This window comes from Alteromonas sp. I10 (assembly GCF_003201515.1).
GTDB lineage: Bacteria > Pseudomonadota > Gammaproteobacteria > Enterobacterales > Alteromonadaceae > Alteromonas > Alteromonas macleodii.
In genome coordinates this window covers 158,354-180,725 of record NZ_QJJN01000002.1, presented here as the reverse complement: position 1 = coordinate 180,725, position 22,372 = coordinate 158,354, and the positions used below count along the sequence as shown (strand labels likewise).

Here is a 22,372-nt window from a genome sequence, read left to right as displayed (position 1 = left end):
TCTAATGTCCTTTCGTCAGTAACGCCGTCATTCCCTGATTGAAATGCCTTACCCACTTCATACTAAACTGGCCTTTGGCGCTTCGATTTATTTCTATTACCGCTTCTTTTTTAGAAAGTACGTTATCTTCATTGTGCGCTCTTGGGTGTGTCATTGCATCGTAGGTATCAACAATGGCAAGTAACTTCGCACCTTCACATATATCGTCTTCTTTTAGCCCCAATGGATAACCTGTTCCATCAGTGCGTTCATGGTGCTGCATCACAATTTTGCGCGCCATATCCCATTGGTCTAGGTGCTCTAACAAACGGGCACTTTTATACACATGAGAGCGCATAAGATTAAATTCGATATCGCTTAGCGCATCGCCTTTGTGCAGAAGCTTCAATGGCATGAAGGCCATTCCGAAGTCATGTACATAGCTGGCTACGGCAAGCTGATCTTCGTCGATAGGGTTTTCGGCCACATCGTTAATATACATAGCGAGTTTGGCAATGCGATCACCGCGACCAGACCAGTAGTTAGAGCGGCGTTCAATGGTTTGCATTAAGTCGCGGAAAAATAGAATATCTTGCTTCTTTTCACTACTAATATCTTTAGGGATACCTGTAGCCGCTAACGTAGGGGGCTTTATCTGAACGTTTTGTGGGTCGTCTTCATCCGCAACAATATCTAACGCTGGGTTAAGTAATAAGACCGCTTCGGTAAGGCGTTTTTCATGCTCAGCAGTATTTTCAGGTGTCACACGACCGATAGCTAAAACCAGCTGATTGTGAAGATTGTCATCGTACTCGGCTTTGCCATTGGCCATTACAGCCTCTACAAAGGCTTTTACTCTGTCCATAGTAAGCAATACCAAGTCACTCATAGTACTTGTGTAGGCCACCTGCCCTTTGCGCAAATAATCTAGCAAGTCCTCTACATGCTGCAAAAGCGGGATCATGGGAGAGAAGTTAACCAGGCCTAAATCACCTTTAATGGTGTGGATTGAGCGAAACAGAGCACGCTGCAATTCGTTGTCTTCCGGACGAAGCTCTAATTCAATCAAGGTTTGTTCACTTGATTCATAGAGTTCGTTTATTTCCTCCATAAGGTCAGCAAGAATATCTTCTTCTAGGTCGTCTGGAGTAAATGTCTGCATATAGTGGTTACCGAGTTAGGTTCGATTGCGCTTTTTATTATTGTAATTGGGTATCGGCAAAATTTCCTCATACTAAAGGTGAGAAACATAGCCACTTTTCCAACTTATTGCTCAACTATACCTTCCGCACTGTAAAAACTCATCGGACAAGTGTACGCTGAAACTTCATCTATACTGCGCGCGTCAATTGTATCTAGGAGTTGTTTTGATCGCTTTATTCCGCATTCCGGCACTTTTTATCGCCTTTTTACTCATTAACATCGTTCTGCTAATTGTTTGTATCGCACGACCTTTTCACAAAGATAACGTGCATATTGCGGGTAGTATGTATTCACTTATGGCTAAGGTCGTAGGTCTCAAAATTATTATAAAGAAAGATCCTGCGGTTAAAATAAACGAGCCCTACGTTTACATCGCCAATCATCAAAACAGTTTCGACGTTATCACTATCTGTAAAGCTGCACTGCCTGGCGTGGTAACCATTGGCAAAAAGAGCTTAAAGTGGATCCCTATTTTCGGCCAAATCTATTGGTTGTCAGGCAATATCATGATTGATAGAAAGAATTCAGGTAAGGCCCGTAATACACTCGACATTGCTGCAAAACGCATTGCGAAAAAGAAAACGTCGGTATGGCTATTCCCAGAAGGTACACGAAGCTATGGCAGAGGCATATTACCTTTTAAGCAAGGTGCATTTCGCTTAGCTAAGGCCACCAACGAACCGGTTGTTATGGTAACCGCCAGCAATTTGCACAATAAAGTAAAATGGAACCGTTGGGATAACGGCATTGTGCTTATTGATATTGCCGCCCCTCAGGCTTTGAGCGAGGACAAGACAATTAAAGAGTGGATGGTGCATTTTAACGATGAAATGAAACAAAAGTTTGATGCGCTTAATACACAGGTCGATGAACTGGAAAAAAGCAGGTAAACTTGCGTCAAAATTGCTAACGAGTGTTTATTATGACCCAGTTCGATGAAAGAGAAGAGTGGTACGAGTTTAACCAAGAAACTATTGATGCCCTTCTAGAAGACGGCAGCCAAGCCGATGCCGACTATACCATTGAGCACCACTTCGCCAGCACTGACTTCGACGTGCTAGAAAAGGCAGCTGTTGATGCGTTTAAAGCTGGTTTTGAAGTCACCGACGCAGAAGAGCTTATTCTTGATGATGGCGAAACCATTTTCTGCTTCGACGCGGTTGCAGAGCGAAAGCTAGATATTGAAAAACTCAATGCGGACTCTGACACCTTGCTTAAAATTGCCGACAAGCATGATGTAACCTACGACGGTTGGGGTACTTACTTCGAGCCGCGTGAAGAAGGTGAATACGAAGAAGAAGATCACTACTTCGACGACTGATCTCTAAGGCACCCTCACCGCTTTAACTGAGAAGGCGTTAAGTTCCCCTTCAGCTTTTGTTCATCTTTTTCCGTCAACAATGACACTGTCATTATCGATTGGAAAAGGATGGACAGATGAAAAAGCTACTTTTCTCACTTACTACATATTCTGCTATTGCAACAATACAGCTTGCGATTATGTCACCTGTGCATGCCAGTACCGAAAATAGCGCACAAAACAAAAGCGTTACCTCTAACGAATACCGTTACGACAAACCATTTGTTGCCGCTGAATCGCTGCTGCCTAAAACCTCAGGTGCATTGACAAGCGAAGAAACAATCACTCAATCTGTTGATGACGTTGAGACTGCTCAACAGTCCCTTGCCAAGGCGGGTAAGCATCAACAGCATTTAACCGTGAGTAAGTCCTCTAGCGATATCGTAGTCAGCAGTATTAATGAATTTTGGATTTATGAAAGCTGGGTAACGCTTGAGCAGGACATTGATTACGATGGTTATCACTCTACGTTTTCGATTGAGTTTGACGCCGACACCATTTTCACTCGCGCGCCAGTATACGCGGTTCTGTATTTGGGCAAAAACGACGTATACGAGTCTATTCACGTGTCGTCTGAATTTTACATTTACTCAGAAGACTCAACAGATACCTTTACCATTGAAAGCACATTAGTTTCTGGCTATCCGCCCGGTGAGTATGACATTCTATTAGAGCTTTATGATGCAGATACCGAAATGCTTGTGGCGTATACCGATGCCTATGATGACAGTGCACTCGCCTATCTTCCCCTTGAAAGTGAAAATAATGAATATGTGGTTGAAGATACGGTAGTCATAGTAGAAGAGCATGGCGGAGCATGGTCTTTACTCCCACTGTGTCTATTAGGTGGCATTGTACTTGTTAGACGAACTGTTAGACGCCGACACTGCTAACTATCTTGGAAAGTTAATCAGCTAAAAGCTGCATGCACCTGCAGCTTTTGGCTATTTTTTATACTAAAGTCTATTATATAATATAAACCTTCTTTTCCAATTAACGTTGATTCGCCAATGTACCAAGGAAAACTGTACATACTGACGCTTTCAATTGGTGTAGTGCAATGAGCATCGACAATGTTAACTTGTTCAATCTATTAGAAAATACGCAAATTGGCGTAGTCATTCACAATGCGACTGGCGTTGTAGAGTATGCCAATCCCGCTGCGTTAACGCTGCTTCGATTGAGTATAGATAAACTTAAAGAGAAAAGCTTAGACGTGGACTCCTGGGAGTTCATTGACATGCAAAACAGAAAAGTACCTTACCACGAACTTCCCATTGCCCAGGTGCTTGCTACTAGCACCGCTATAAATGACCGAATATTGGGAACGATAAATAAAGATACCGATAAAATAACGTGGTTTAATGTCAACGCGTATCCCGAAAAGTACAAGGTCAATGGCAGTTCACCGTCTTTTGTAGTGGTTTATTTCACTGATATCACGGCAAAGATTAGTGATTTCTCTTACAAAGATATTGTTCAACATTCACAAGATATGATTTTGGTAACGGAAGCTCAGAATATCGATGCCCCGCTTTCTCCTAAAATCATCTATGCCAATGAAGCATTGTGTAAACATACTGAATATAGTCTTGAGGAGTTATTGGGTGAGACACCTCGCATTTTTCAAGGTGCCCTAACCGACAAAGCCTCTACGCTGCGTATTCGGCAGGCACTTATTGATCAACGCCCATGTACCGAAACACTTTTAAATTATACGAAGTCTGGCACACCTTTCTGGGTTCAAATGAACATATTCCCGCTTACCAATGAATTCGGTGAAGTCACCCATTTTGCAGCTGTTCAGCGTAACGTTAGCGAAATGAAGTTCCAATCTGAACAGCTAGATAAGCGCAATGCAGAACTTAAGAAAATAAAGCAGAACTTAGAAAGCCTGGTTAACCGTCGAACCAGCGAGCTTCGTTCAGCCAATCATAAATTAGAGAAACTGGCATATTATGACGCGCTCACGAACATTCCAAATAGACGGGCATTTCTAGACGCATTTGCAAAGTCTTTAAACTTCGCAAAACGCAATGGACATGCAATGTTGATTGGCATCGCCGATGTTGATCACTTTAAGACTATTAATGATAGTTATGGCCACGGATTTGGCGATGACGTATTAACCATCGTTGCTCAGACAATGCAGCAATTTTTTCGTCAAGATGATGCCATTGGGCGCATAGGTGGCGAAGAGTTTGCGTTCTGTATGGTACTAACAAGTCCAGTCTCCCCTCGCCAACTATTAGACAGATTTCGCGAGAAAGTCAGCATTCTCCATGAAACCCATCCTCCGTTGAAAGGAAGGCAAGTTACCCTTAGTTTGGGGGCGGTATATGTAAGCGACTTGAAAGAGGCAAGCATAAAGCAACTACTTTGCGATGCAGATGAAGCCCTTTATAGAGCCAAAAATAAAGGTCGCAATACCATAGAGTGCGAATGTTATGACGATATCGATAACGAAGGGTTAGAACCCTGTGAAGATGGTAGAGCTGGCACAGAGTCTCATTCTAGACCTCATCATGTTACGTAAAAGCTAATATTGATTCGTGGTAACGCTACATGAGCATATTGTTCACTACGGCTCACCTTTAATAACCTAAATCGTTAGCTTATCAGCTCAGCATCGATTTGGCTGTCCAGCCACGTTGCTCAGTTTTCTCCCCCGTCAGGCGGCTCAATACCTTCAACCTCTACTACCACTTTTTCTACCAGCTTCACTCTTCCCTGCTTCACTAGCGCTTGTCTTAATACATACTCTATTTGCGCATTTACACTTCGCAAGTCATCGGCAGCCCATCGCTCCATGGCGGCAAGTACATTTTCATTTATCCTAAGTGGATACGCTTTTTTCTTTGCCAAAATCACAAACCTTATGTGCCGCAGTGCATCGCTGCGGCACTACAATTTCAAACTTAAATTAAAAAAACGAGCTAGTAGATTGTACCTGTATTAATAACCGGTTGCGTCGACTTATCACCACACAGCACAACTAATAAATTACTGATCATCGTCGCCTTACGCTCTTCATCAAGCTCTACTACACCCTTTTCATTTAATCGCTGAAGTGCCATTTCTACGGTTCCCACAGCACCATCTACAATTTGCTTCCGGGCAGCCACAATAGCTGATGCTTGTTGACGCTGAAGCATGGCACTTGCTATTTCTTGCGCGTAGGCAAGGTGGCTGATACGAGACTCCAAAATTGTGATCCCAGCTTTCGCAAGGCGAGCTTGGATCTCTTCTTGTAAACGCGCTGATATCTCTATTGGGTGGCTACGAAGTGCGACTTCCGCTTGCTCGTCGTCACGCGGATCGTAAGGAAAGCTACTTGCCATATTGCGGATCGCGGACTCACTTTGAATTCGCACAAAACTTTCGTAATCGTCTACGTCAAACATTGCTTCAGCAGTATCGCTCACTTTCCACACGACAATAGAGGCGATTTCAATGGGGTTTCCTTGATTGTCGTTAACTTTAATTCTGGCACTTTCAAAGTTTCTTATGCGCAGAGAAATATTAGCTCTACGGAACAAAGGAATTGTCCAGCGTAATCCAACATCAGAGACAGTACCTACATAGCTGCCGAAAAACGTCATGACCTTAGCTTGGTTGGGTTGCACCATGAAATAGCCCAACCACAAACTCCCCACTAAAACGCTTAGAATTACACCAGCTTCGGGGTTACCCGACACTGCATAGAAAAACGTAGCAACCTGTGCGACTAGCAAAACACAGATCATCAAATAACCGTTTACCGAAAACCCTTTCTTTTCTTTCATATCACTCACCTTTGATATCATTTTGATATCCTTATAATACAGAATTTAACTACTCGCTAATTTTGATGTGTTACCAAATATGTCAAAGCAACATTTTATTTTTAACTATGGGGTAACATTTTTTGGTAACTCTATGAAATAGATGCCAGAATAATGGAGGGTCATCGTTTACTATGGACGTACGTTAATGCCTTCAAACTCAGATAAAAACGTCGCTTCTTCTTTCCAGCGCCGTACCTTGTTAAAGGGCGGTCTCGCCTTTGGTCTTACTGCGGGCATTACCCCTTTTTCAATCGGAAAAGAAAAACCGACGCTGCGCGTATTAGGCACTCATGTCACGCTTCAAGAAGCCATTCGTCAGCGCGCCATGGAAGACTTAGGCATTAAAATTGAGCTTGAGCCAGGTGGCAGTGCAACCGTTCTTCAAAAGGCGTCGATGAACCCCACGTCATTCGACCTTTATGAGCAGTGGTCTAATAGCATTAATGTATTGTGGCGCGCTCACGCTATTCAGCCCATAGAGAAGAAACGCCTTCAGTATTGGGAAGAAATAAACGATTTAAGCAAGACCGGAAAACTTACCGAGAACGCGCGAATGGGCGCTGGCGACGCACCGCATAAAATTATTAATGTACAGGACGACGGCACTCTGGGCGCCAACCATACTGACACAATTAGTTTTTTACCTTATGTGCACAATGTTGACTCTTTTGGCTATGACACATCAAAGTTACCCAAAGAACTGCAAGGGCAAGAAGAAAGCTGGGGCTGGCTTTTAGACAGTCGCTATTCAGGAAAAGTGGGCATAGTCAACGACCCCACTATCGGACTTTTCGATTTAGCACTTGCCGCACAAGCTAAAGGATTCATTCAATTCCAAGATATCGGTGCCATGACCGAGTATGAACTTGATGATTTGTTTAGCTTACTTATAGAGTTGACTCAGTTAAACCATTTCAATGGATTCTGGACCTCGGTCCCTGAGTCTGTTGAGTTCATGAAAAGTGGACGGGTTGCAATCGAAAGCATGTTCTCGCCTGCGGTCTCTGCACTGAACGGTCAAGATATTCCGGTTACGTTTGCAGCACCGAAAGAAGGCTACCGCGGATGGCACGGTGTAATGTGCATGTCCTCTGCCACACAAGGTAGAATAAAGGACGTGGCTTATGAGTATATGAACTGGTGGCTGTCGGGGTGGCCTGGCGCATTTATTGCCAGACAAGGCTACTATATTTCCAACCCTAAACGTTCAGCTCAATATCTTTCAGACGCCGAATGGAATTACTGGTACAAAGGGCAAGTAGCATCAGAGCCGCTAAAAGGGCCCGACGGAAATATTAGTGTTAGACAAGGCGCCCAGCGCACTGGTGGGAGTTATGAAGAGCGTTTTAGTAATGTTGCCGTATGGAATACCGTTATGCCAACCTACGAATACAGTTTGCAGAAGTGGTACGAATTCATCACTGCATAATGTTGCGTTAAGTAAAAACCCATAACGTTAATGGAATAAGGCTTTTTTAGTTCACATGTTATCGTCAATTCGAATTCAGCTTATCACCGTGCTACTCGCTCTTATAGCGCTTATATTGGCACAGGGGTTTATTGCTAGAGAAAACCAAGAAGTCCTAAACAAAGGCGTGGCATCAGCGTCAAAGGCAGTAGTTGATGTTGCACTTGTTAAGGAACTTGAACGGGATGTGGTGGACTTACAGCGCAACGTGCTCATATTCAAAGAGAATGCGAGCAAATCAGCCATTACTCGCTTCAGTCGACTCATGGTGACTATTAACACCAAACTCGACAAGTTAGCCCTGGTAGACGAAGACAAGGAAATACAGGAAGACAACCATATCCTTTCAAGAATGAAGGAGCACCTTAACGCCTATCAGGAGAATTTTACTCAAGTTGTCGATGCGCGCTCTGAAAGGGATAACCTTATTGCAAGAGGCACCCTATCTGATATTACGTTACTGGAAAAGATACTGAGTGACGCTAAAGCAAACGGAGATATCTCTGCTGCCTCTGAAGAACAGGCAAAGACGCTTCTTATTCGAGCAGAAAATGCGATGCTGAAATATCTGATGAAACCCGACATGGGTTTTATTCGAGCATTCAACGAAGCCGCAGATTCACTACGCAAATTAACGCTAACGAAAAATACATCCCTTCAGGAAAGAGTGGAGCGATTGTCGGAAAAAATTAAAGCCGATTTCGTTAAGCTAACCCAGATAACCCAAGGTAATTTATTCTTGGTTAACGTAGTGATGGCGGGTTCTGCCAATGAATTCCTCTATTTGAGCGGTGAGCTAGCCAAAAAAGTAACCTCAGACTCTGAAATTGCGACTCAACGCACCTACACACTGGCTGAAAGCACACAGCGTAACGGAGAGTTATTTTCTCTTGTTGCCATTCTACTCGCCCTCTCAGCAGCGCTGTTTGCCATGTTTCGCATATTGGGCCCTATCCGCTCTATCACTCAAGTTTTCAACAAACTTGCCCAAGGCGTACAAATTTCCAATATTCCTGGCAGCAGCCGAAAAGATGAGATTGGCAAGCTAGCAAAAGCGGCGCTTGTTTTTAGTGATAAAAACCGAGAGACAGAAAAACTGCTAGATGAAGCAAGAACCATGAACTCTCAGCTTGAAAGCTTAAATAAAGCGATTACTGAGGCGAAAATAAAAGCGGAGCAAGCAACCGCGTCAAAGAGTATGTTTTTAGCCAATATGAGTCATGAAATCCGCACGCCGATGAATGGCATTATCGGGCTAATAGAACTGGCGCAACAGCAAGAGCTGTCCACTACTGTTAAAGGGTATCTCGACAAGGCAGCGTATTCTGGGCAAATATTACTGAGCGTAATTAACGATATTCTCGACTTCTCAAAAATTGAAGCGGGTAAATTGAAGATTGAGGAAGTGAGCTTTTCTTTGCATTCACTGTTCGACAACCTCATTGCAGTCATTGCACTACGCGCAAAAGAAAAGAACTTATCGGTGCACTTTACGGTAAATCCAAAGATACCTCCGCAAGTAATTGGCGACCCACTGCGCATTGCCCAAATAATTATGAATATAGGCAACAATGCTGTGAAGTTCACCGAGCAAGGACGTATAGATATTGAGTTTGATGGCAGCCTGAACGAAAAAGGGAACGTGTTAAACCTTACCATGCGAATCACCGATTCCGGCATAGGTATGAGTGCAGCCCAGTTAGATAGAATATTTAAGCCTTTCACTCAAGCAGACGGTTCAACCAATAGAAAATACGGCGGTACCGGCCTTGGCCTTGCGATTGTAAGCCAGCTTACTGAACTTATGAACGGCCGCCTTGATGCCACTTCTACTATGGGAAAAGGCAGTACGTTTGAAGTTGAACTGCCGCTGAAAGCATTTAAAAACCAACCTGGCGTGCTTGAACAAACACCCCAGCTACCTGTTGATAGCCTTTATGTTACTGAAGCAGCATTGCTGCCTGCGGCTTATTGCAACCAGATACAGCTGCCAACTAAATCAACGCTATCAATAGAAGATGCCAAAAATACCGCCGCTTTACCTGAACATATCATTGTAGATATCCATGAGTTCAGTGAATTCAGACAGAATATTGCTTGGTTAAACACCTTGCTAGAAAAAGGGAAGTCGGTAGGTCTGGTAATGGAAAGTGCAGGCAGCGCGCTACAAGCTAAATATGACACGCTATGGAAAGGCCCACTTATCATGCATCCATTCACACCTGCACAATTTGAGCGTTTTGTTCATCAGGTGATATCTAAAGATGCAAGTTATAACGGACATCATTTTAGTGAAGAAGCGGAAGCAACATCACTAGAAGGCCACGTGCTTTTAGTAGAAGACAATAATATAAATCAACTCGTCACCGGAGAAATGCTTACCAATCTTGGGCTTACTTTCGATATTGCAGAAGATGGCAAGCAAGCCGTGCAAAAAGTAGAAAATGCCCCGCAGTACGACCTAATATTGATGGATGTACAAATGCCGGTGATGGACGGTTATGAGGCAACCACACAACTCCGCGAAAAAGGCTTTACTGGCGTACCTATTATCGGCCTTTCGGCTAATGCAATGAAGGAAGATAAACAAAGCGCGATAGACGCCGGTATGAACGACTACCTCACCAAGCCAATAAAGCAAAAATCATTGATAGGCATGTTAAAACAGTACTTAGGCAAACAGCTCTAAACGCCAACGTAAAGATAGGTTCGTATACCAATTCGCATAAATAGTTACCCACTCAATAGGCGCTGGCAAGCTTCCTAGCGAAGTGTGAGAATGCAGGAACGGTTTTCGAACAAACGCGCTATGTTTAGGGCCTGTTAAATCGCTAATAAAAAAGGGCTACCTTTCGGTAACCCTTCTAATTTGTATCGATAAACCCCGTTCTAGGGGCTGCACTTAAAGCGCTTTAATGGTCTCGAACTGCTCTTTAAGTTTGGCTAGGGCTTTTTCACCCTCTTCCAACTTAGCGCGTTCTTTTTCAATTACCGCTTCAGGCGCATTGCTTACAAACTTCTCATTACCCAACTTGCCACGAGTACGAGAAACATCTTTCTCGATTTTCTCCATGGCTTTAGTAATACGAGCAAGCTCTGCGTCTTTGTCGATAAGCCCAGCCATTGGGATAAGAATTTCCATCTCGCCCACTAGCGCTGTTGCACTGGCTGGCGCTTCTTCACCGTCTTTCAAAATAGTTACGGTTTCAAGCTTAGAAAGCTTATCTAGGAATGCCTTAGCCGCATCAAGACGACGCGCGTCTTCGTCGCTTACGTTTTTAAGTAGCGCATTAAGCGGTTTGTTTGGTGAGATATCCATTTCACCACGGATATTACGAATACCCACGATAAACTTCTTCACCCACTCGATATCGGCAAGTACTTTGTCGTCTTGTTTCGCTGCATCAACTTCAGGGAATGCCTGAACCATAATGCTTGCGCCCTCTTCCACCTTAAGCGCACTTAGTGGCACAACGCGCTGCCAAATTGTGTCGGTGATAAATGGCATTAGCGGGTGCAACAAGCGAAGCAAGCTTTCAAGTACGTTAATAAGCGTATGACGTGTACCTCGCTTTTCAGCTTCGGTGCTGGCGTCATTATTAAGCACTGGCTTAGTAAGCTCTAGATACCAGTCACAGAACTGGTTCCAGGTGAACTCGTAAACGGTTTGTGCCGCAATGTCGAAACGGTAGTCTTCAAGCGCTTTTTCAAACTCTACCAGCGTTTGTTGGAACTTCGCCCAAATCCAGCGATCGGCCATGCTAAGCACCATTTCACCACCGTCGCGACCTGTATCGTGCTCTTCTGTGTTCATCAATACGAAACGCGATGCATTCCAAATTTTGTTACAGAAGTTGCGGTAGCCTTCAACACGGGCCATATCAAAGTTGATATCGCGGCTGGTTGACGCCATAGCTGCAAAAGTAAAGCGCAGTGCATCTGTACCGTAGGCCTGAATACCATCAGGGAACTGTTTACGGGTACGCTTGGCAATCTTCTCAGCAAGCTGAGGCTGCATCATGCCCGCGGTGCGTTTAGTAACTAGCGACTCAATATCAATACCGTCAATCAAATCGATTGGGTCAAGCACATTGCCCTTCGACTTTGACATTTTATCGCCGTTCTCATCGCGGATAAGACCAGTAATGTAGATGTCTTTAAACGGAATTTTGCCCGTGAACTTCTTGGTCATCATGATCATTCTGGCAACCCAGAAGAAGATGATGTCAAAGCCGGTGACTAACACTGAAGACGGCACGAAGGTTTCTAGGTCTGGCGTTTCTTCTGGCCAGCCCATGGTCGCAAACGGCCATAGTGCACTTGAGAACCAGGTATCAAGAACGTCGTCATCTTGTGAAAGTGTTACGTCACTGCTAAGGCCGTGTTTTTCACGTACTTCTTCCTCGGTACGGCCAACAAAAACGTTGCCGTTTTCATCGTACCACGCTGGAATGCGGTGTCCCCACCACAGCTGACGTGAAATACACCAGTCTTGAATGTTGTGCATCCACTGGTAGTAAGTCTTGTTCCAGTTCTCTGGCACAAAACGGATTTCGCCGCTTTCAACCGCTTCAATTGCAGGCTTAGCAAGAGACTCAACGGCTACATACCACTGGTCGGTTAGGTACGGTTCAATTACCGCACCCGTTCTGTCGCCGCGCGGCACTTTAAGCTTGTGCGGCTCAATCTTAACCAATGCGCCTTGTTCGTCTAAATCAGTAACAATTTGCTTACGGGCGTCGAAGCGATCTAAACCGCGATACGCTTCTGGCGCTTCGTCGTTAATTTTCGCATCGTCGGTAAGAATGTTGATCATAGGCAAGTTATGACGCTTACCCATATCGTAGTCGTTGAAGTCGTGAGCAGGCGTAATTTTAACGCAGCCTGTACCGAATTCTTGATCGACATAGTCATCGGCGATAACCGGAATTAAACGGCCAGTGATCGGTAGCTTAATCTCTTTGCCGATAAAGCCTTGGTAACGCTCGTCATCTGGGTGTACCGCAACCGCGGTATCACCTAGCATAGTTTCAGGACGCGTTGTCGCAACCACTAGCTCACCGCTACCATCTGCAAGTGGGTAGCGCATGTGCCACATGTGGCCGTCTTCTTCTTCGTTTAGTACTTCAAGATCAGATACTGCTGTGTGAAGCACTGGATCCCAGTTAACCAAACGCTTACCGCGGTAAATAAGGCCTTCTTCGTGTAGCTTAACGAACACTTCCGTTACGGCTTTAGACAGGTCTTCGTCCATGGTGAACACTTCACGAGACCAGTCAGGAGACGTACCTAGACGGCGCATTTGACCGGTGATCGTTCCGCCGCTGTGCTCTTTCCATTCCCATACTTTCTTGATGAAGTCTTCGCGACCTAAATCGTGGCGCGTCTTGCCTTCAGCGTTAAGTTGGCGTTCTACCACCATTTGGGTAGCAATACCGGCGTGGTCAGTACCCACTTGCCATAGCGTATTGTCGCCCTTCATGCGGTGATAACGGGTTAAGGCGTCCATAATGGTTTGCTGGAAACCATGGCCCATGTGAAGGCTACCGGTAACGTTTGGTGGCGGAAGCAAAATACAATAAGGGTCGCCGCTACCTGAAGCTTTAAATAAACCCGCCTCTTCCCATGACTTGTAGCATTGCTGCTCGATGGACTGCGGTTCGAAGGTTTTATCCATTACACACTCTCAAATTGAAGCTAAACGCGAATGATTTATGCAGATTTAAACTGCATGTTGCATCCAGCTTGCTGATAGTTTTTGTATCTTACCCGCGCGGCCTGTTTGGCGTTCTCGTCCACGGGTACAAAATCGATGATTTGACGATGCTGGTTGGGTGTAGGCACCATACCGGCCCCCACATTAACCACCATTTGTCGTCTGGCTACCTGCTCTGGCCGCCAACAAATTTCCACCGGCGTTCCTGATTGCGGCCCTTCACCATAAAGGTTATGGGGAACAAAACGGTCAGCCGGCAGCTGCCACAACAATTCATCAACGTCTTCAGCCTGCGCCTGTGTATCGCACAGCACGCTAATCTTTTGCTTATTGGCAAACGCTGATGCAATAACTTCGCTGGCGCGGCCTGCCACACCATTGTCACTGCTGGTAAGTTGATAAAATATCACTTGTGGCATGAATGATTAGTCCTCTAACTTGATATCAGCGCGGTTCATTAGGAACTGAGACAGCATAGGCACTGGACGGCCTGTTGCGCCTTTATTTTTGCCACTGCGCCATGCCGTACCGGCAATATCAAGGTGAGCCCAGTTGTACTTCTTAGTGAAGCGCGACAAGAAACAACCCGCAGTAATTGACCCTGCTGGGCGACCACCAAGGTTCGTCATGTCGGCAAACGGGCTTTCAAGCTGCTCTTGGTAATCGTCCCATAGCGGTAAACGCCATGCGCGATCTGAGCTTTGCTCTGACGCATTAAGTAGTTCGTGAGCAAGCGGATTGTGCGTACTCATCACAGCTGTTGCATGGTGACCAAGTGCGATAATCGCTGCGCCAGTTAGCGTGGCTACATCAATCACTAGCTCTGGCTCAAAACGCTCTACGTAAGTTAGCGCGTCACACAATACCAAACGGCCTTCCGCATCAGTGTTTAGTACTTCAACGGTTTGACCCGACATAGTCGTTAGAATGTCACCCGGACGGTACGCTTTGCCATCTGGCATGTTTTCACAGCCTGCCAATACACCAATAACGTTAATTGGCAGATTCAGCGCCGCGATAGTGTGCATAGTACCCAGTACGCCGGCAGCACCACCCATGTCGTACTTCATTTCATCCATGGCTTCGCCTGGCTTAATTGAAATACCGCCTGAATCGAAAGTAAGGCCTTTACCTACAAGCACAATTGGGGCTTGATCAGCTGGACCACCGCGATGATGCATAATACTCATCATGCTTTCGTTGTCTGAACCACGACCTACAGCCAAATACGCTTGCATACCAAGCTCAGCCATTTGGGTTTCATCAACGACTTCAGCAGTGACGCTGTCATACTGGCTGGCAAGCTCTTGCGCCTGCTGCCACAGGTACGCTGGGTTACAGATGTTTGGCGGCATGTTAGCCACGTCTTTGGTCACTTTCGCACCGCGAGCAACCGCTAAACCGTGCTCAACTGCACGTTCACCCACAGTAAGTTCACGGCGTGTAGGTACGTTAAATACAATTTTACGCAGTGGGCGACGTGGTTCGCCTTTCTTGGTTTTAAGCTGCATAAAGGTGTAAAGCGTGTCTTCAGTTGCTTCTACTGCCTGACGTACTTTCCAGTAGGTATCGCGACCTTTAACGTGAAGTTCGGTAAGGAAACATACCGCTTCCATTGAGCCTGTTTCATTCAATGTTTGAATGGTTTTGGCGATTATGTTTTTGTACTGGCGCTCATCAAGCTCACGCTCTTTACCACAACCGACTAGAAGCACGCGCTCGCTTAGTACATTTGGCACGTTGTGTAGCAACAACATTTGGCCGGCTTTACCTTCAAGGTCGCCGCGGCGTAACAAGTTGCTGATATAACCTTCACTGATTTCGTCTAGTTGTTCAGCCACTGCCGTTAGGCGGCGCGGCTCGAAGACACCCACAACGATACATGCGCTGCGTTGCTTTTCAGGACTGCCACTTTTTACACTAAACTCCACGATATCACCTCGCTTTTCGTCGTTTATGGTTTGCACGATGACTAAAATCACGTAACGTTTCGCGCTGCTTTATGTTTTAATACGCAGCATAACTTTTTAGTTCGCTGCAATTCACGCTTAAAGACCTATTGAATATAGGTTAAATTTGCGTCAAAACACCATGCAAACGGTTTATGATTGCAGGCAAAACTTGTAAAAACGGTAAGTTTAAACAAAATTGTGCTTTCTTTCACTAAAATTCCTAATTTTCCGGAAGGGCTGAGATGCTGATATTCCGCTATTTACTTAAGGAAACGCTGAAATCTCAGTTAGCGATTTTCTTTATCCTAATGGCAATTTTTGTCACCTTGCGATTTGTGCGCGTTTTGGGCGACGCCTCGGACGGTGATATTCCCGCTGGGCTAGTGCTTGGCTTCCTAGGTTTATATGCCCCTATCCTCTCTTCATTAGTGCTGCCTATCAGCGCCTATTTGGGCATTATGCTGGCACACGGCAGGCTGTATGTAGACAGTGAAATGACCGTAATGCGAGCCTGTGGTATCAGTGAATGGTATGTAACGCGGGTAATGCTCTTCTTGTCTGTACTTATCATGATAGTCACAGGCGCAATTACCCTTTATTTCGCGCCACTGGCTGCAGAGAACGAATATCAGCTGCGAGAAAAAGCCAGAAATGAGGCGGGAATTTCGGCGCTAATGCCAGGTAGGTTCCAGCAAACCGGTAACGAAAAAGCGGTTATTTTTGTGCACGATGTAGACAACAACGATAAGCTACAACGTGTGTTTTTATCGCAAAATCAAACAGACGATAGCGAAGGCGACGTGCGCGTTGTGTATGCGCAAACTGGTGAAGTGGCTAATAACCCTGACGGCACGCGAAACCTTGTATTGAAAGAAGGGGTACAGTACGAAGGAAAGCAATCTGAAAAGGCTTTCCGCAAAGTAGAATTTGACGAATACCAAATTCAGATTGCCGATAAACCCGCTGACGAAACTCGTCGTAAGGTAAGCGTACTGCCTACTAACGAACTGTGGGAAGACGACAGTATTGAAGCCAGAGCCGAGCTTCAGTGGCGTATTGCCATACCGCTTTCCATTCCATTTTTAGTACTGATTGCTGTGCCGCTAAGCGCAGTCGACCCGCGTCAGGGCCGCTTTGGTAAAATGTTCCCTGCCATCCTGCTTTACTTGGGATACTTCTTGTTGCTACTGGCAAGTAGACGAGTGTTAGAAGACGGCAAAATGCCACCTCAGCTTGGCTTATGGTGGGTGCATACCATCATGCTGATCATTGGTGTCATGTTAATTGTGCGAGACAGAAAAACCGGCACAGAGCTGCGCGCTTGGATATTGGGGAAAAAGTAGATGTTTAAGATCCTCGATTTATATATCGCCCGCACGCTGTTAGGCACTATTACCGTTACGCTTAGTGTACTTATTGGCTTAAGCGCGCTTATTAAATTTGTAGAACAGCTGCGAAAAATTGGCGAAGGCGACTATGACATGCTGGTCGCTTTTATCTACGTATTGCTAAGCTTGCCTCGCGACTTAGAGCAGTTCTTCCCTATGGCAACCTTGCTAGGCGGCCTTATTGGTATGGGCGTATTGGCTAGCAATAGCGAATTGGTAGTGATGCAGGCCGCAGGTATGAGCCGCTGGAACATCATAAACTCAGCCATGAAGTCGACCCTTGTAATGATCTTATTAGTGATGGCCGTTGGCGAGTGGGTCACCCCGTACAGTGAAACCAAGGCAAAACAGATAAGAACTGAAGCCATTTCAGGCGGTAGTTTATTTTCTTCCGATAAGCTGGTGTGGGCAAAGGATGGCGACCGATTTGTAAGCATAGGTCAGGTGTTAAGCCAAGACTCTCTTAAAGATGTGAGCATATTTAGCTTTAACCCTGACTTGTCGCTAGAGAGCATTACTCACGCTAAAAATGGGGCCTTCGACGGCGACGGTTGGTGGCTAAGCGACGTTGAAGTAACCAAGTTTACTGAAACGAATGTTACAGTAGATGAAAATAACCGCATGCGTTGGAATTCAACACTGACACCAGACAAACTAGGCATTGTTGCGGTTAAGCCAGAGGCTTTATCTATTACTGGGCTGCTGGATTACGTGAACTACCTAGAAAATAACGATCAAGACCCTTCTCGTTATCAACTCGCCTTGTGGCGCAAGGTATTCCAACCTATTTCGGTAGGCGTAATGCTGTTAATGGCATTGTCGTTCATCTTTGGCCCGCTGCGTAGCGTTACAATGGGCGCTCGCGTGATCATGGGCGTACTGACAGGCTTCGGTTTCTTTATTCTTAATGAAGTATTTGGCCCAGTGAGTTTAGTCTATCAGCTGCCTCCGTTCTTAGGGGCTTTACTACCAAGCTTGCTGTTCGCGGCCATTGCAGGGGTAATGTTGAGGCGTTGATCAAGCTATCACATTCGTCTGATTCAATAGTCAAAACTAATAAAAAAGAGGCCATACAGCCTCTTTTTTTGTGATTTTTTAGCGCCTTACAAGGCATCTTTACCAGCTCTTGTGGTCGTTCGCTTCTTTGGTTAACTTCAACACTTCGGTCTTTGCCAGTCGGTCTTGCAGTGACTGTTTATTCTTGAAATCAAACAAAACAAGTAAGGTGCCTAGACCACCCAACGATGCTATTAGGCGAATGAACAAGCGCGGCCAGGTCATTGGCTCTTCAACCGTGCTATAAATTCGCAAACGCCATGCACGCATACCTAGGGTTTGCCCGCCCCTGCGCCAGAACCACAAGAAAAACCCAGCTATCCACAAACCCACCCACGTTTGAATAAGCAGTTTATAACCGAAAGAAGCCTGAATAAGATCGGCAGGTTCAGCATAGCCTTGCAGGTCAAGGGCACCGTTTTTCAGCATAACCACCAGCGTTACTATCATGACCATGGCCGCACACATCCCTACGGCAGTAGCCACGAGCGTATCGTAAATCATTGCCAACAAGCGTCGCACAAACCCCGCTCGCTCAAGTGATGAACTGCCTGATTCTGAGTTGGGCGTGTTTTTATCATCCTTCGTTTTTAGAGGATTTGATGATGGGGACTTCTTCTTGGCTTTTCTGTCGTGTCTCGCCACGGGCTTCTCTTCACTTCATTAACAACAGCGTTTATTTTGACACAAGCGCCACAACGCTTAAACAACATAAGCCTTAGTTAACGGCATTTAATAGCGCAATAAGCAAAGAAAAATGATTTCCACCTTTTTGCATCCATTAACCATTGTTAATCGTTATTGCTATTACAAACGGATAATGGACGTAAATACGGTGACAGCAAAAACTCTGGTAACAACACTTCTCGCTAGCTCATTTTCGCTTGGTATGGGCGCTGCAATGGCGTTAGACGACCCCGAAGGTGATATTGAGCATATTCGAGTACGTGGTGACTCATCTGTAAAAGACGGAGAGTTTATCTCGGCTTCGCAGGGATGGGTGTCTGGTGACACCTTGATTGAACGCCCAATGTTGCGCGCCGGTGAAATACTCGAATTCATCCCAGGCATGATGGTGACCCAACACAGCGGTTCGGGAAAAGCCAACCAGTACTTCCTGCGCGGTTTTAACCTCGATCATGGCACGGATTTTACGGTGAGTGTAGACGGTATGCCGGTGAACATGCGAAGCCACGGACATGGCCAAGGCTACAGTGACCTTAACTTTATTATCCCCGAATTTATCGACAATCTAAGCTACTTCAAAGGCACCTATTATGCCAACATCGGCGATTTTTCTAGCGCTGGCGGGGCGTTCTTCAATTTAAGAGATTCACTTGAGCAAAACCAGTTGTTCTTAGGTTTAGGAGAATATGGGTTCAAGCGCGCTGTTGCATTAAATCACTTTGAAGCAGGAGAGAGCCGCGTTGTTACAGCGCTGGAATATCAAACCTATGACGGCCCGTGGACTGACGTTGACGAAGATGTAAAAAAGAAAAACGCCCATATTCGTTATATTACGCCTTTGTTAGACGGACAACTCGCCATTACAGGAATGGCCTACGATAATAGCTGGAACGGTGCTGACCAAGTACCTGAGCGCGCTATTGAAAGCGGCTTAATAGACCGTCTTGGCTCTATCGACACCCAAGTTGGCGGCGACTCGTCTCGCTATAGTCTCTCCGCAAACTATACGAGTGATACATGGAATGCCTCACTGTATGCCATAGATACAACGCTAAGCCTTTTTTCAAATTTTACTTACTTCCTTGATAACCCAGAGACAGGCGATCAATTCGAACAGGCCGACGACCGAAAAATTTACGGTGGTGAAATATTCACTACCCTTCCCTTGGCGCTTACGGATGGAAGCAGTATTACCTTAGGCGGCCAGTGGCGTTTCGACGATATTGAAAACGTGGGTTTGTATCGCACCCAAAACTTAACCCGCTTTGGCACTATCCGAGAAGACGAGATAAACAGCAACAGCTATGCTCTTTTTGCCCAGTCAAACATTGTATTGAGTGACGCACTAAGCCTGTCATTAGGTGGTCGATACGATTACTTAGATGTGGACGTTACCAGCAGTCTTGGTGCTAATTCAGGAAGCGAAAGTGACGGTTTATTTACCCTTAAAGCAGGCTTGAAGTACAGTGTATCAGACCAACTCACCGCATTTGCCAACATTGGGCAGGGCTTTCACTCTAACGATGCGCGAGGAGCAACAATTAGCATAGACCCGGTAAGTGGTGACGCTACCGAAGCAGCTCCCTTATTGGTAAAGAGCCTTGGCTATGAAGCGGGCGTTAACTATACCGATAACAAAACCTATAACCTGTCTGCTGCCCTGTGGCGCCTAGAGCTTGATAGCGAGCTGGTATATGTTGGTGATGCAGGCTTTACTGAAGCCAGTCGCCCCTCCGAGAGACATGGCATTGAAGTGAGTGCCTACTACTGGATAAGCCATCACCTAACAACAGACATTGAAGCTGCGTGGACCAAGGCACGATTTAGCGACAGCGTTGAAGGCGAAGGCCGTCACATTGATGGCACCGTGCCAGGTGTGGTGAGTGCAGGGCTGACCTACTATCAAAGAAGTAATCAACTAGGGTTCAGCTATACTCTACGAGGCCGCTACCTAAGCTCTCGTACAGTAGAAAGTTTCGATGAAATTTCACCGCCATCAACATTCTTAATTAATGCTCAAGTTGCCTATCGCCAGCCAACTTGGGACGTAACGTTAGAAGTACTCAATGCCCTAGACAGTGACGATCACGATATTGATTATTTTTACGCATCTAGGCTGCCCGGAGAGCCAGAGGAAGGGATTGAGGATTTGCATTATCACCCGGTAGAGCCAAGAAATGTTCGCCTTACCTTTTCAATAAAGTATTAATACATAAACGCTTTACTGTTTGGGGGTCTGTCTATTGATTAGGTAACCATTCAGGCAGTTGTATATAAAACATGCTACTTTAAGAAGTAGCCGCCAAATAGTTAGAGCAATAAACAAATGGCCGCACTACAACGATAAAAATAGGAGCAACAATGGAACACGAAACTCTGTTTCCTCTGCTGTGTAAAACCGCAGACGGCGACAAAAAAGCGTTCGCAGAGCTTTATAAGATAACAAGTCCACAGCTCTACGCTGTTGCTTTAAGGCTTTTGAAACACCCTGAACTCGCTGACGAAGCCACGCAAGACGCCTATATAAAAATTTGGCATAACGCCGGTAATTATCAACGAGGCAAAGGTACGGTACTTACCTGGATGGTCAGTATAGCTCGCTATCGTGCGCTCGATTTAATCCGCTATCACAACGTAAGAAATGAAGTCGAATTAAATGATGACGCACCGTCAGGTATGGAAACCACACAATCAATAAAGTTAGAGGCAGAGCAAGCAAAATTGGCCTCTTGTTTAGATGAACTTGATGGACCGCAGCGTCAGGCTATCCATTTAGCCTATGTGAATGGCATGTCGCATCAAGAGGTGGTAACTCACTTGGCGTCACCACTTGGAACCATTAAAAGCTGGATAAGACGAGGCTTGCAAAGCTTGCAGAGGTGCCTATCACTATGAATTATTTAAAAGAAGAGCGATTAAACGCCCTCGCCGCTGAGTATGTAGTTGGAACGCTGCGCGGCAAAGCGCGTACGCGCTATCAAAAGTTAATGATGCAGTATCAGGCTGTTAGCGATGCAACCGCACAATGGGAGCAATACCTTACTGGATTTGCTGAAACCTTGCCTCCGGTGACACCTCCTGACAGCGTGTGGGAGAGCATACAAGTGAAGCTTGGCCACAAGGCGGCCAATGATACAGAGTTTGTCGATCAAACGACTAACGCAAAACCAAGTAGCGACAATGTAGTTGATCTTGAAAAAGAAAAGCAGAAACGCTGGAAGAACTTATCATTCATATCCACAGCTGCTGCATTGGTGTTAGCCGTATTGCTTTTCATGATGCAACCTGTGCCTACCCCAGAGGTTTCCCATATTGCCGTAGTCAATAATGCTGATAACACGCCATTGTGGGTAATAGAAGTTTCTGACACGACAATGAATGTTAAGGTCACCGATGCATTTGTGGCGTTAGCAGACAAAGACTATGAGCTTTGGATGGTGCCGGCAAACGGCGAAGCACCAATTTCTCTCGGCTTGATGCCTGAAGTTAATGGCGACACGCGCGCGACACCAGATATCTTGCTAGATCAAAGTATCGCGGCGTTAGCAGTGAGCTTAGAAGCACCAGGCGGCTCGGTAACAGGCGCACCAACGGAAGTGCTATATATAGCACCGATTGTTTCAGTGTAATTTTACGCACAAAGCAGCACACCAAAAGGCCACGAAACGTGGCCTTTTACTTTTTATAAAAACTTTATTTTAATTTTTTAAATATTTTTGCATCTAAGGTGAAACCT

General features: G+C 45.5%; 18 protein-coding genes. 11 read left to right on the top strand and 7 right to left on the bottom strand.

What is annotated here, in order from left to right:
* Position 1: 1 nt before the first annotated feature.
* Positions 2–1,141 (bottom strand): HD-GYP domain-containing protein, encoded by a 1,140-nt coding sequence (locus BZA03_RS05165; RefSeq protein WP_075176830.1) that lies wholly within the window; start codon positions 1,139–1,141, stop codon positions 2–4.
* Between the two features lie 205 nt (positions 1,142–1,346).
* Here BZA03_RS05165 and BZA03_RS05160 point away from each other — a divergent pair, with 205 nt between their 5' ends.
* The 4 genes from BZA03_RS05160 to BZA03_RS05145 all read left to right on the top strand — a co-directional run bounded on the left by BZA03_RS05160 (position 1,347) and on the right by BZA03_RS05145 (position 5,078).
* On the top strand, positions 1,347–2,072 hold the full coding sequence (locus BZA03_RS05160; protein ID WP_039226140.1) for a 1-acylglycerol-3-phosphate O-acyltransferase: 726 nt from the start codon (positions 1,347–1,349) through the stop codon (positions 2,070–2,072).
* Positions 2,073–2,104: 32 nt separating this feature from the next.
* Positions 2,105–2,503, top strand: coding sequence for a ribonuclease E inhibitor RraB (gene rraB / locus BZA03_RS05155; RefSeq protein ID WP_014950594.1), 399 nt, complete (start codon positions 2,105–2,107; stop codon positions 2,501–2,503).
* 116 nt (positions 2,504–2,619) lie between these two features.
* Positions 2,620–3,435 carry a choice-of-anchor H family protein gene (locus tag BZA03_RS05150; protein ID WP_110288165.1) on the top strand — a complete coding sequence of 272 codons (816 nt, stop codon included), beginning with the start codon at positions 2,620–2,622 and terminating at the stop codon, positions 3,433–3,435.
* A 167-nt stretch (positions 3,436–3,602) separates the two neighbouring features.
* Complete coding sequence (locus BZA03_RS05145) at positions 3,603–5,078, top strand: sensor domain-containing diguanylate cyclase (protein ID WP_110288164.1); 1,476 nt, start codon at positions 3,603–3,605, stop codon at positions 5,076–5,078.
* A gap of 119 nt (positions 5,079–5,197) precedes the next feature.
* Here the strand turns inward: BZA03_RS05145 and BZA03_RS05140 are convergent, their stop codons facing one another.
* Together BZA03_RS05140 and BZA03_RS05135 are read right to left on the bottom strand one after the other, a co-directional pair.
* The gene (locus BZA03_RS05140) at positions 5,198–5,407 is read right to left on the bottom strand and encodes a hypothetical protein (RefSeq protein WP_014950597.1); all 210 of its coding nucleotides are present in this window, start codon (positions 5,405–5,407) and stop codon (positions 5,198–5,200) included.
* Between the two features lie 71 nt (positions 5,408–5,478).
* Positions 5,479–6,327 carry an SPFH domain-containing protein gene (locus BZA03_RS05135; protein ID WP_014950598.1) on the bottom strand — a complete coding sequence of 283 codons (849 nt, stop codon included), beginning with the start codon at positions 6,325–6,327 and terminating at the stop codon, positions 5,479–5,481.
* Positions 6,328–6,514: 187 nt separating this feature from the next.
* On the opposite strand from BZA03_RS05135, the gene BZA03_RS05130 reads away from it, so the two are divergent.
* Positions 6,515–7,798, top strand: coding sequence for a PotD/PotF family extracellular solute-binding protein (locus tag BZA03_RS05130; RefSeq protein WP_110288163.1), 1,284 nt, complete (start codon positions 6,515–6,517; stop codon positions 7,796–7,798).
* Positions 7,799–7,853: 55 nt separating this feature from the next.
* Positions 7,854–10,526, top strand: a complete 2,673-nt coding sequence (locus tag BZA03_RS05125; protein WP_110288162.1) for an ATP-binding protein — start codon at positions 7,854–7,856, stop codon at positions 10,524–10,526.
* A 213-nt stretch (positions 10,527–10,739) separates the two neighbouring features.
* Here BZA03_RS05125 and BZA03_RS05120 read toward each other — a convergent pair whose 3' ends face one another.
* The 3 genes from BZA03_RS05120 to pepA are packed head-to-tail and all read right to left on the bottom strand — an operon-like array spanning position 10,740 to position 15,484.
* Positions 10,740–13,514 (bottom strand): valine--tRNA ligase, encoded by a 2,775-nt coding sequence (locus BZA03_RS05120; RefSeq protein ID WP_110288161.1) that lies wholly within the window; start codon positions 13,512–13,514, stop codon positions 10,740–10,742.
* Between the two features lie 35 nt (positions 13,515–13,549).
* Positions 13,550–13,972, bottom strand: a complete 423-nt coding sequence (locus tag BZA03_RS05115) for a DNA polymerase III subunit chi (protein WP_110288160.1) — start codon at positions 13,970–13,972, stop codon at positions 13,550–13,552.
* Between the two features lie 6 nt (positions 13,973–13,978).
* Positions 13,979–15,484 carry a leucyl aminopeptidase gene (gene pepA / locus BZA03_RS05110; protein ID WP_014999437.1) on the bottom strand — a complete coding sequence of 502 codons (1,506 nt, stop codon included), beginning with the start codon at positions 15,482–15,484 and terminating at the stop codon, positions 13,979–13,981.
* Between the two features lie 263 nt (positions 15,485–15,747).
* Between pepA and lptF the strand changes: the two genes are divergently transcribed.
* Both lptF and lptG read left to right on the top strand, forming a co-directional pair.
* A complete protein-coding gene (lptF, locus tag BZA03_RS05105; protein WP_014950603.1) occupies positions 15,748–16,848 on the top strand; it encodes an LPS export ABC transporter permease LptF in 1,101 nt (366 codons plus the stop codon).
* Positions 16,849–17,910 carry an LPS export ABC transporter permease LptG gene (gene lptG, locus BZA03_RS05100; protein WP_014977294.1) on the top strand — a complete coding sequence of 354 codons (1,062 nt, stop codon included), beginning with the start codon at positions 16,849–16,851 and terminating at the stop codon, positions 17,908–17,910.
* A gap of 99 nt (positions 17,911–18,009) precedes the next feature.
* On the opposite strand, the gene BZA03_RS05095 is transcribed toward lptG, so the two are convergent.
* Positions 18,010–18,594 carry an RDD family protein gene (locus BZA03_RS05095; protein WP_080986437.1) on the bottom strand — a complete coding sequence of 195 codons (585 nt, stop codon included), beginning with the start codon at positions 18,592–18,594 and terminating at the stop codon, positions 18,010–18,012.
* Between the two features lie 175 nt (positions 18,595–18,769).
* Between BZA03_RS05095 and BZA03_RS05090 the strand changes: the two genes are divergently transcribed.
* The 3 genes from BZA03_RS05090 to BZA03_RS05080 all read left to right on the top strand — a co-directional run bounded on the left by BZA03_RS05090 (position 18,770) and on the right by BZA03_RS05080 (position 22,265).
* The gene (locus tag BZA03_RS05090; RefSeq protein ID WP_110288159.1) at positions 18,770–20,845 is read left to right on the top strand and encodes a TonB-dependent receptor domain-containing protein; all 2,076 of its coding nucleotides are present in this window, start codon (positions 18,770–18,772) and stop codon (positions 20,843–20,845) included.
* Between the two features lie 152 nt (positions 20,846–20,997).
* On the top strand, positions 20,998–21,531 hold the full coding sequence (locus BZA03_RS05085; protein WP_110288158.1) for a sigma-70 family RNA polymerase sigma factor: 534 nt from the start codon (positions 20,998–21,000) through the stop codon (positions 21,529–21,531).
* Positions 21,528–22,265 carry an anti-sigma factor domain-containing protein gene (locus BZA03_RS05080; RefSeq protein ID WP_069944843.1) on the top strand — a complete coding sequence of 246 codons (738 nt, stop codon included), beginning with the start codon at positions 21,528–21,530 and terminating at the stop codon, positions 22,263–22,265. Before BZA03_RS05085 ends, BZA03_RS05080 begins: the two co-directional genes overlap by 4 nt.
* Positions 22,266–22,372 lie beyond the last annotated feature (107 nt).

Bases quoted from the DNA above. Each gene is read 5' to 3' on its own strand.
- BZA03_RS05165 (WP_075176830.1), bottom strand. From the start codon at position 1,141: ATGCAGACATTTACTCCAGACGACCTAGAAGAAGATATTCTTGCTGAC.
- rraB (WP_014950594.1), top strand. From the start codon at position 2,105: ATGACCCAGTTCGATGAAAGAGAAGAGTGGTACGAGTTTAACCAAGAA.
- BZA03_RS05150 (WP_110288165.1), top strand. From the start codon at position 2,620: ATGAAAAAGCTACTTTTCTCACTTACTACATATTCTGCTATTGCAACA.
- BZA03_RS05145 (WP_110288164.1), top strand. From the start codon at position 3,603: ATGAGCATCGACAATGTTAACTTGTTCAATCTATTAGAAAATACGCAA.
- BZA03_RS05135 (WP_014950598.1), bottom strand. From the start codon at position 6,327: ATGAAAGAAAAGAAAGGGTTTTCGGTAAACGGTTATTTGATGATCTGT.
- BZA03_RS05130 (WP_110288163.1), top strand. From the start codon at position 6,515: ATGCCTTCAAACTCAGATAAAAACGTCGCTTCTTCTTTCCAGCGCCGT.
- BZA03_RS05125 (WP_110288162.1), top strand. From the start codon at position 7,854: ATGTTATCGTCAATTCGAATTCAGCTTATCACCGTGCTACTCGCTCTT.
- BZA03_RS05120 (WP_110288161.1), bottom strand. From the start codon at position 13,514: ATGGATAAAACCTTCGAACCGCAGTCCATCGAGCAGCAATGCTACAAG.
- BZA03_RS05115 (WP_110288160.1), bottom strand. From the start codon at position 13,972: ATGCCACAAGTGATATTTTATCAACTTACCAGCAGTGACAATGGTGTG.
- lptF (WP_014950603.1), top strand. From the start codon at position 15,748: ATGCTGATATTCCGCTATTTACTTAAGGAAACGCTGAAATCTCAGTTA.
- lptG (WP_014977294.1), top strand. From the start codon at position 16,849: ATGTTTAAGATCCTCGATTTATATATCGCCCGCACGCTGTTAGGCACT.
- BZA03_RS05090 (WP_110288159.1), top strand. From the start codon at position 18,770: ATGGACGTAAATACGGTGACAGCAAAAACTCTGGTAACAACACTTCTC.
- BZA03_RS05085 (WP_110288158.1), top strand. From the start codon at position 20,998: ATGGAACACGAAACTCTGTTTCCTCTGCTGTGTAAAACCGCAGACGGC.
- BZA03_RS05080 (WP_069944843.1), top strand. From the start codon at position 21,528: ATGAATTATTTAAAAGAAGAGCGATTAAACGCCCTCGCCGCTGAGTAT.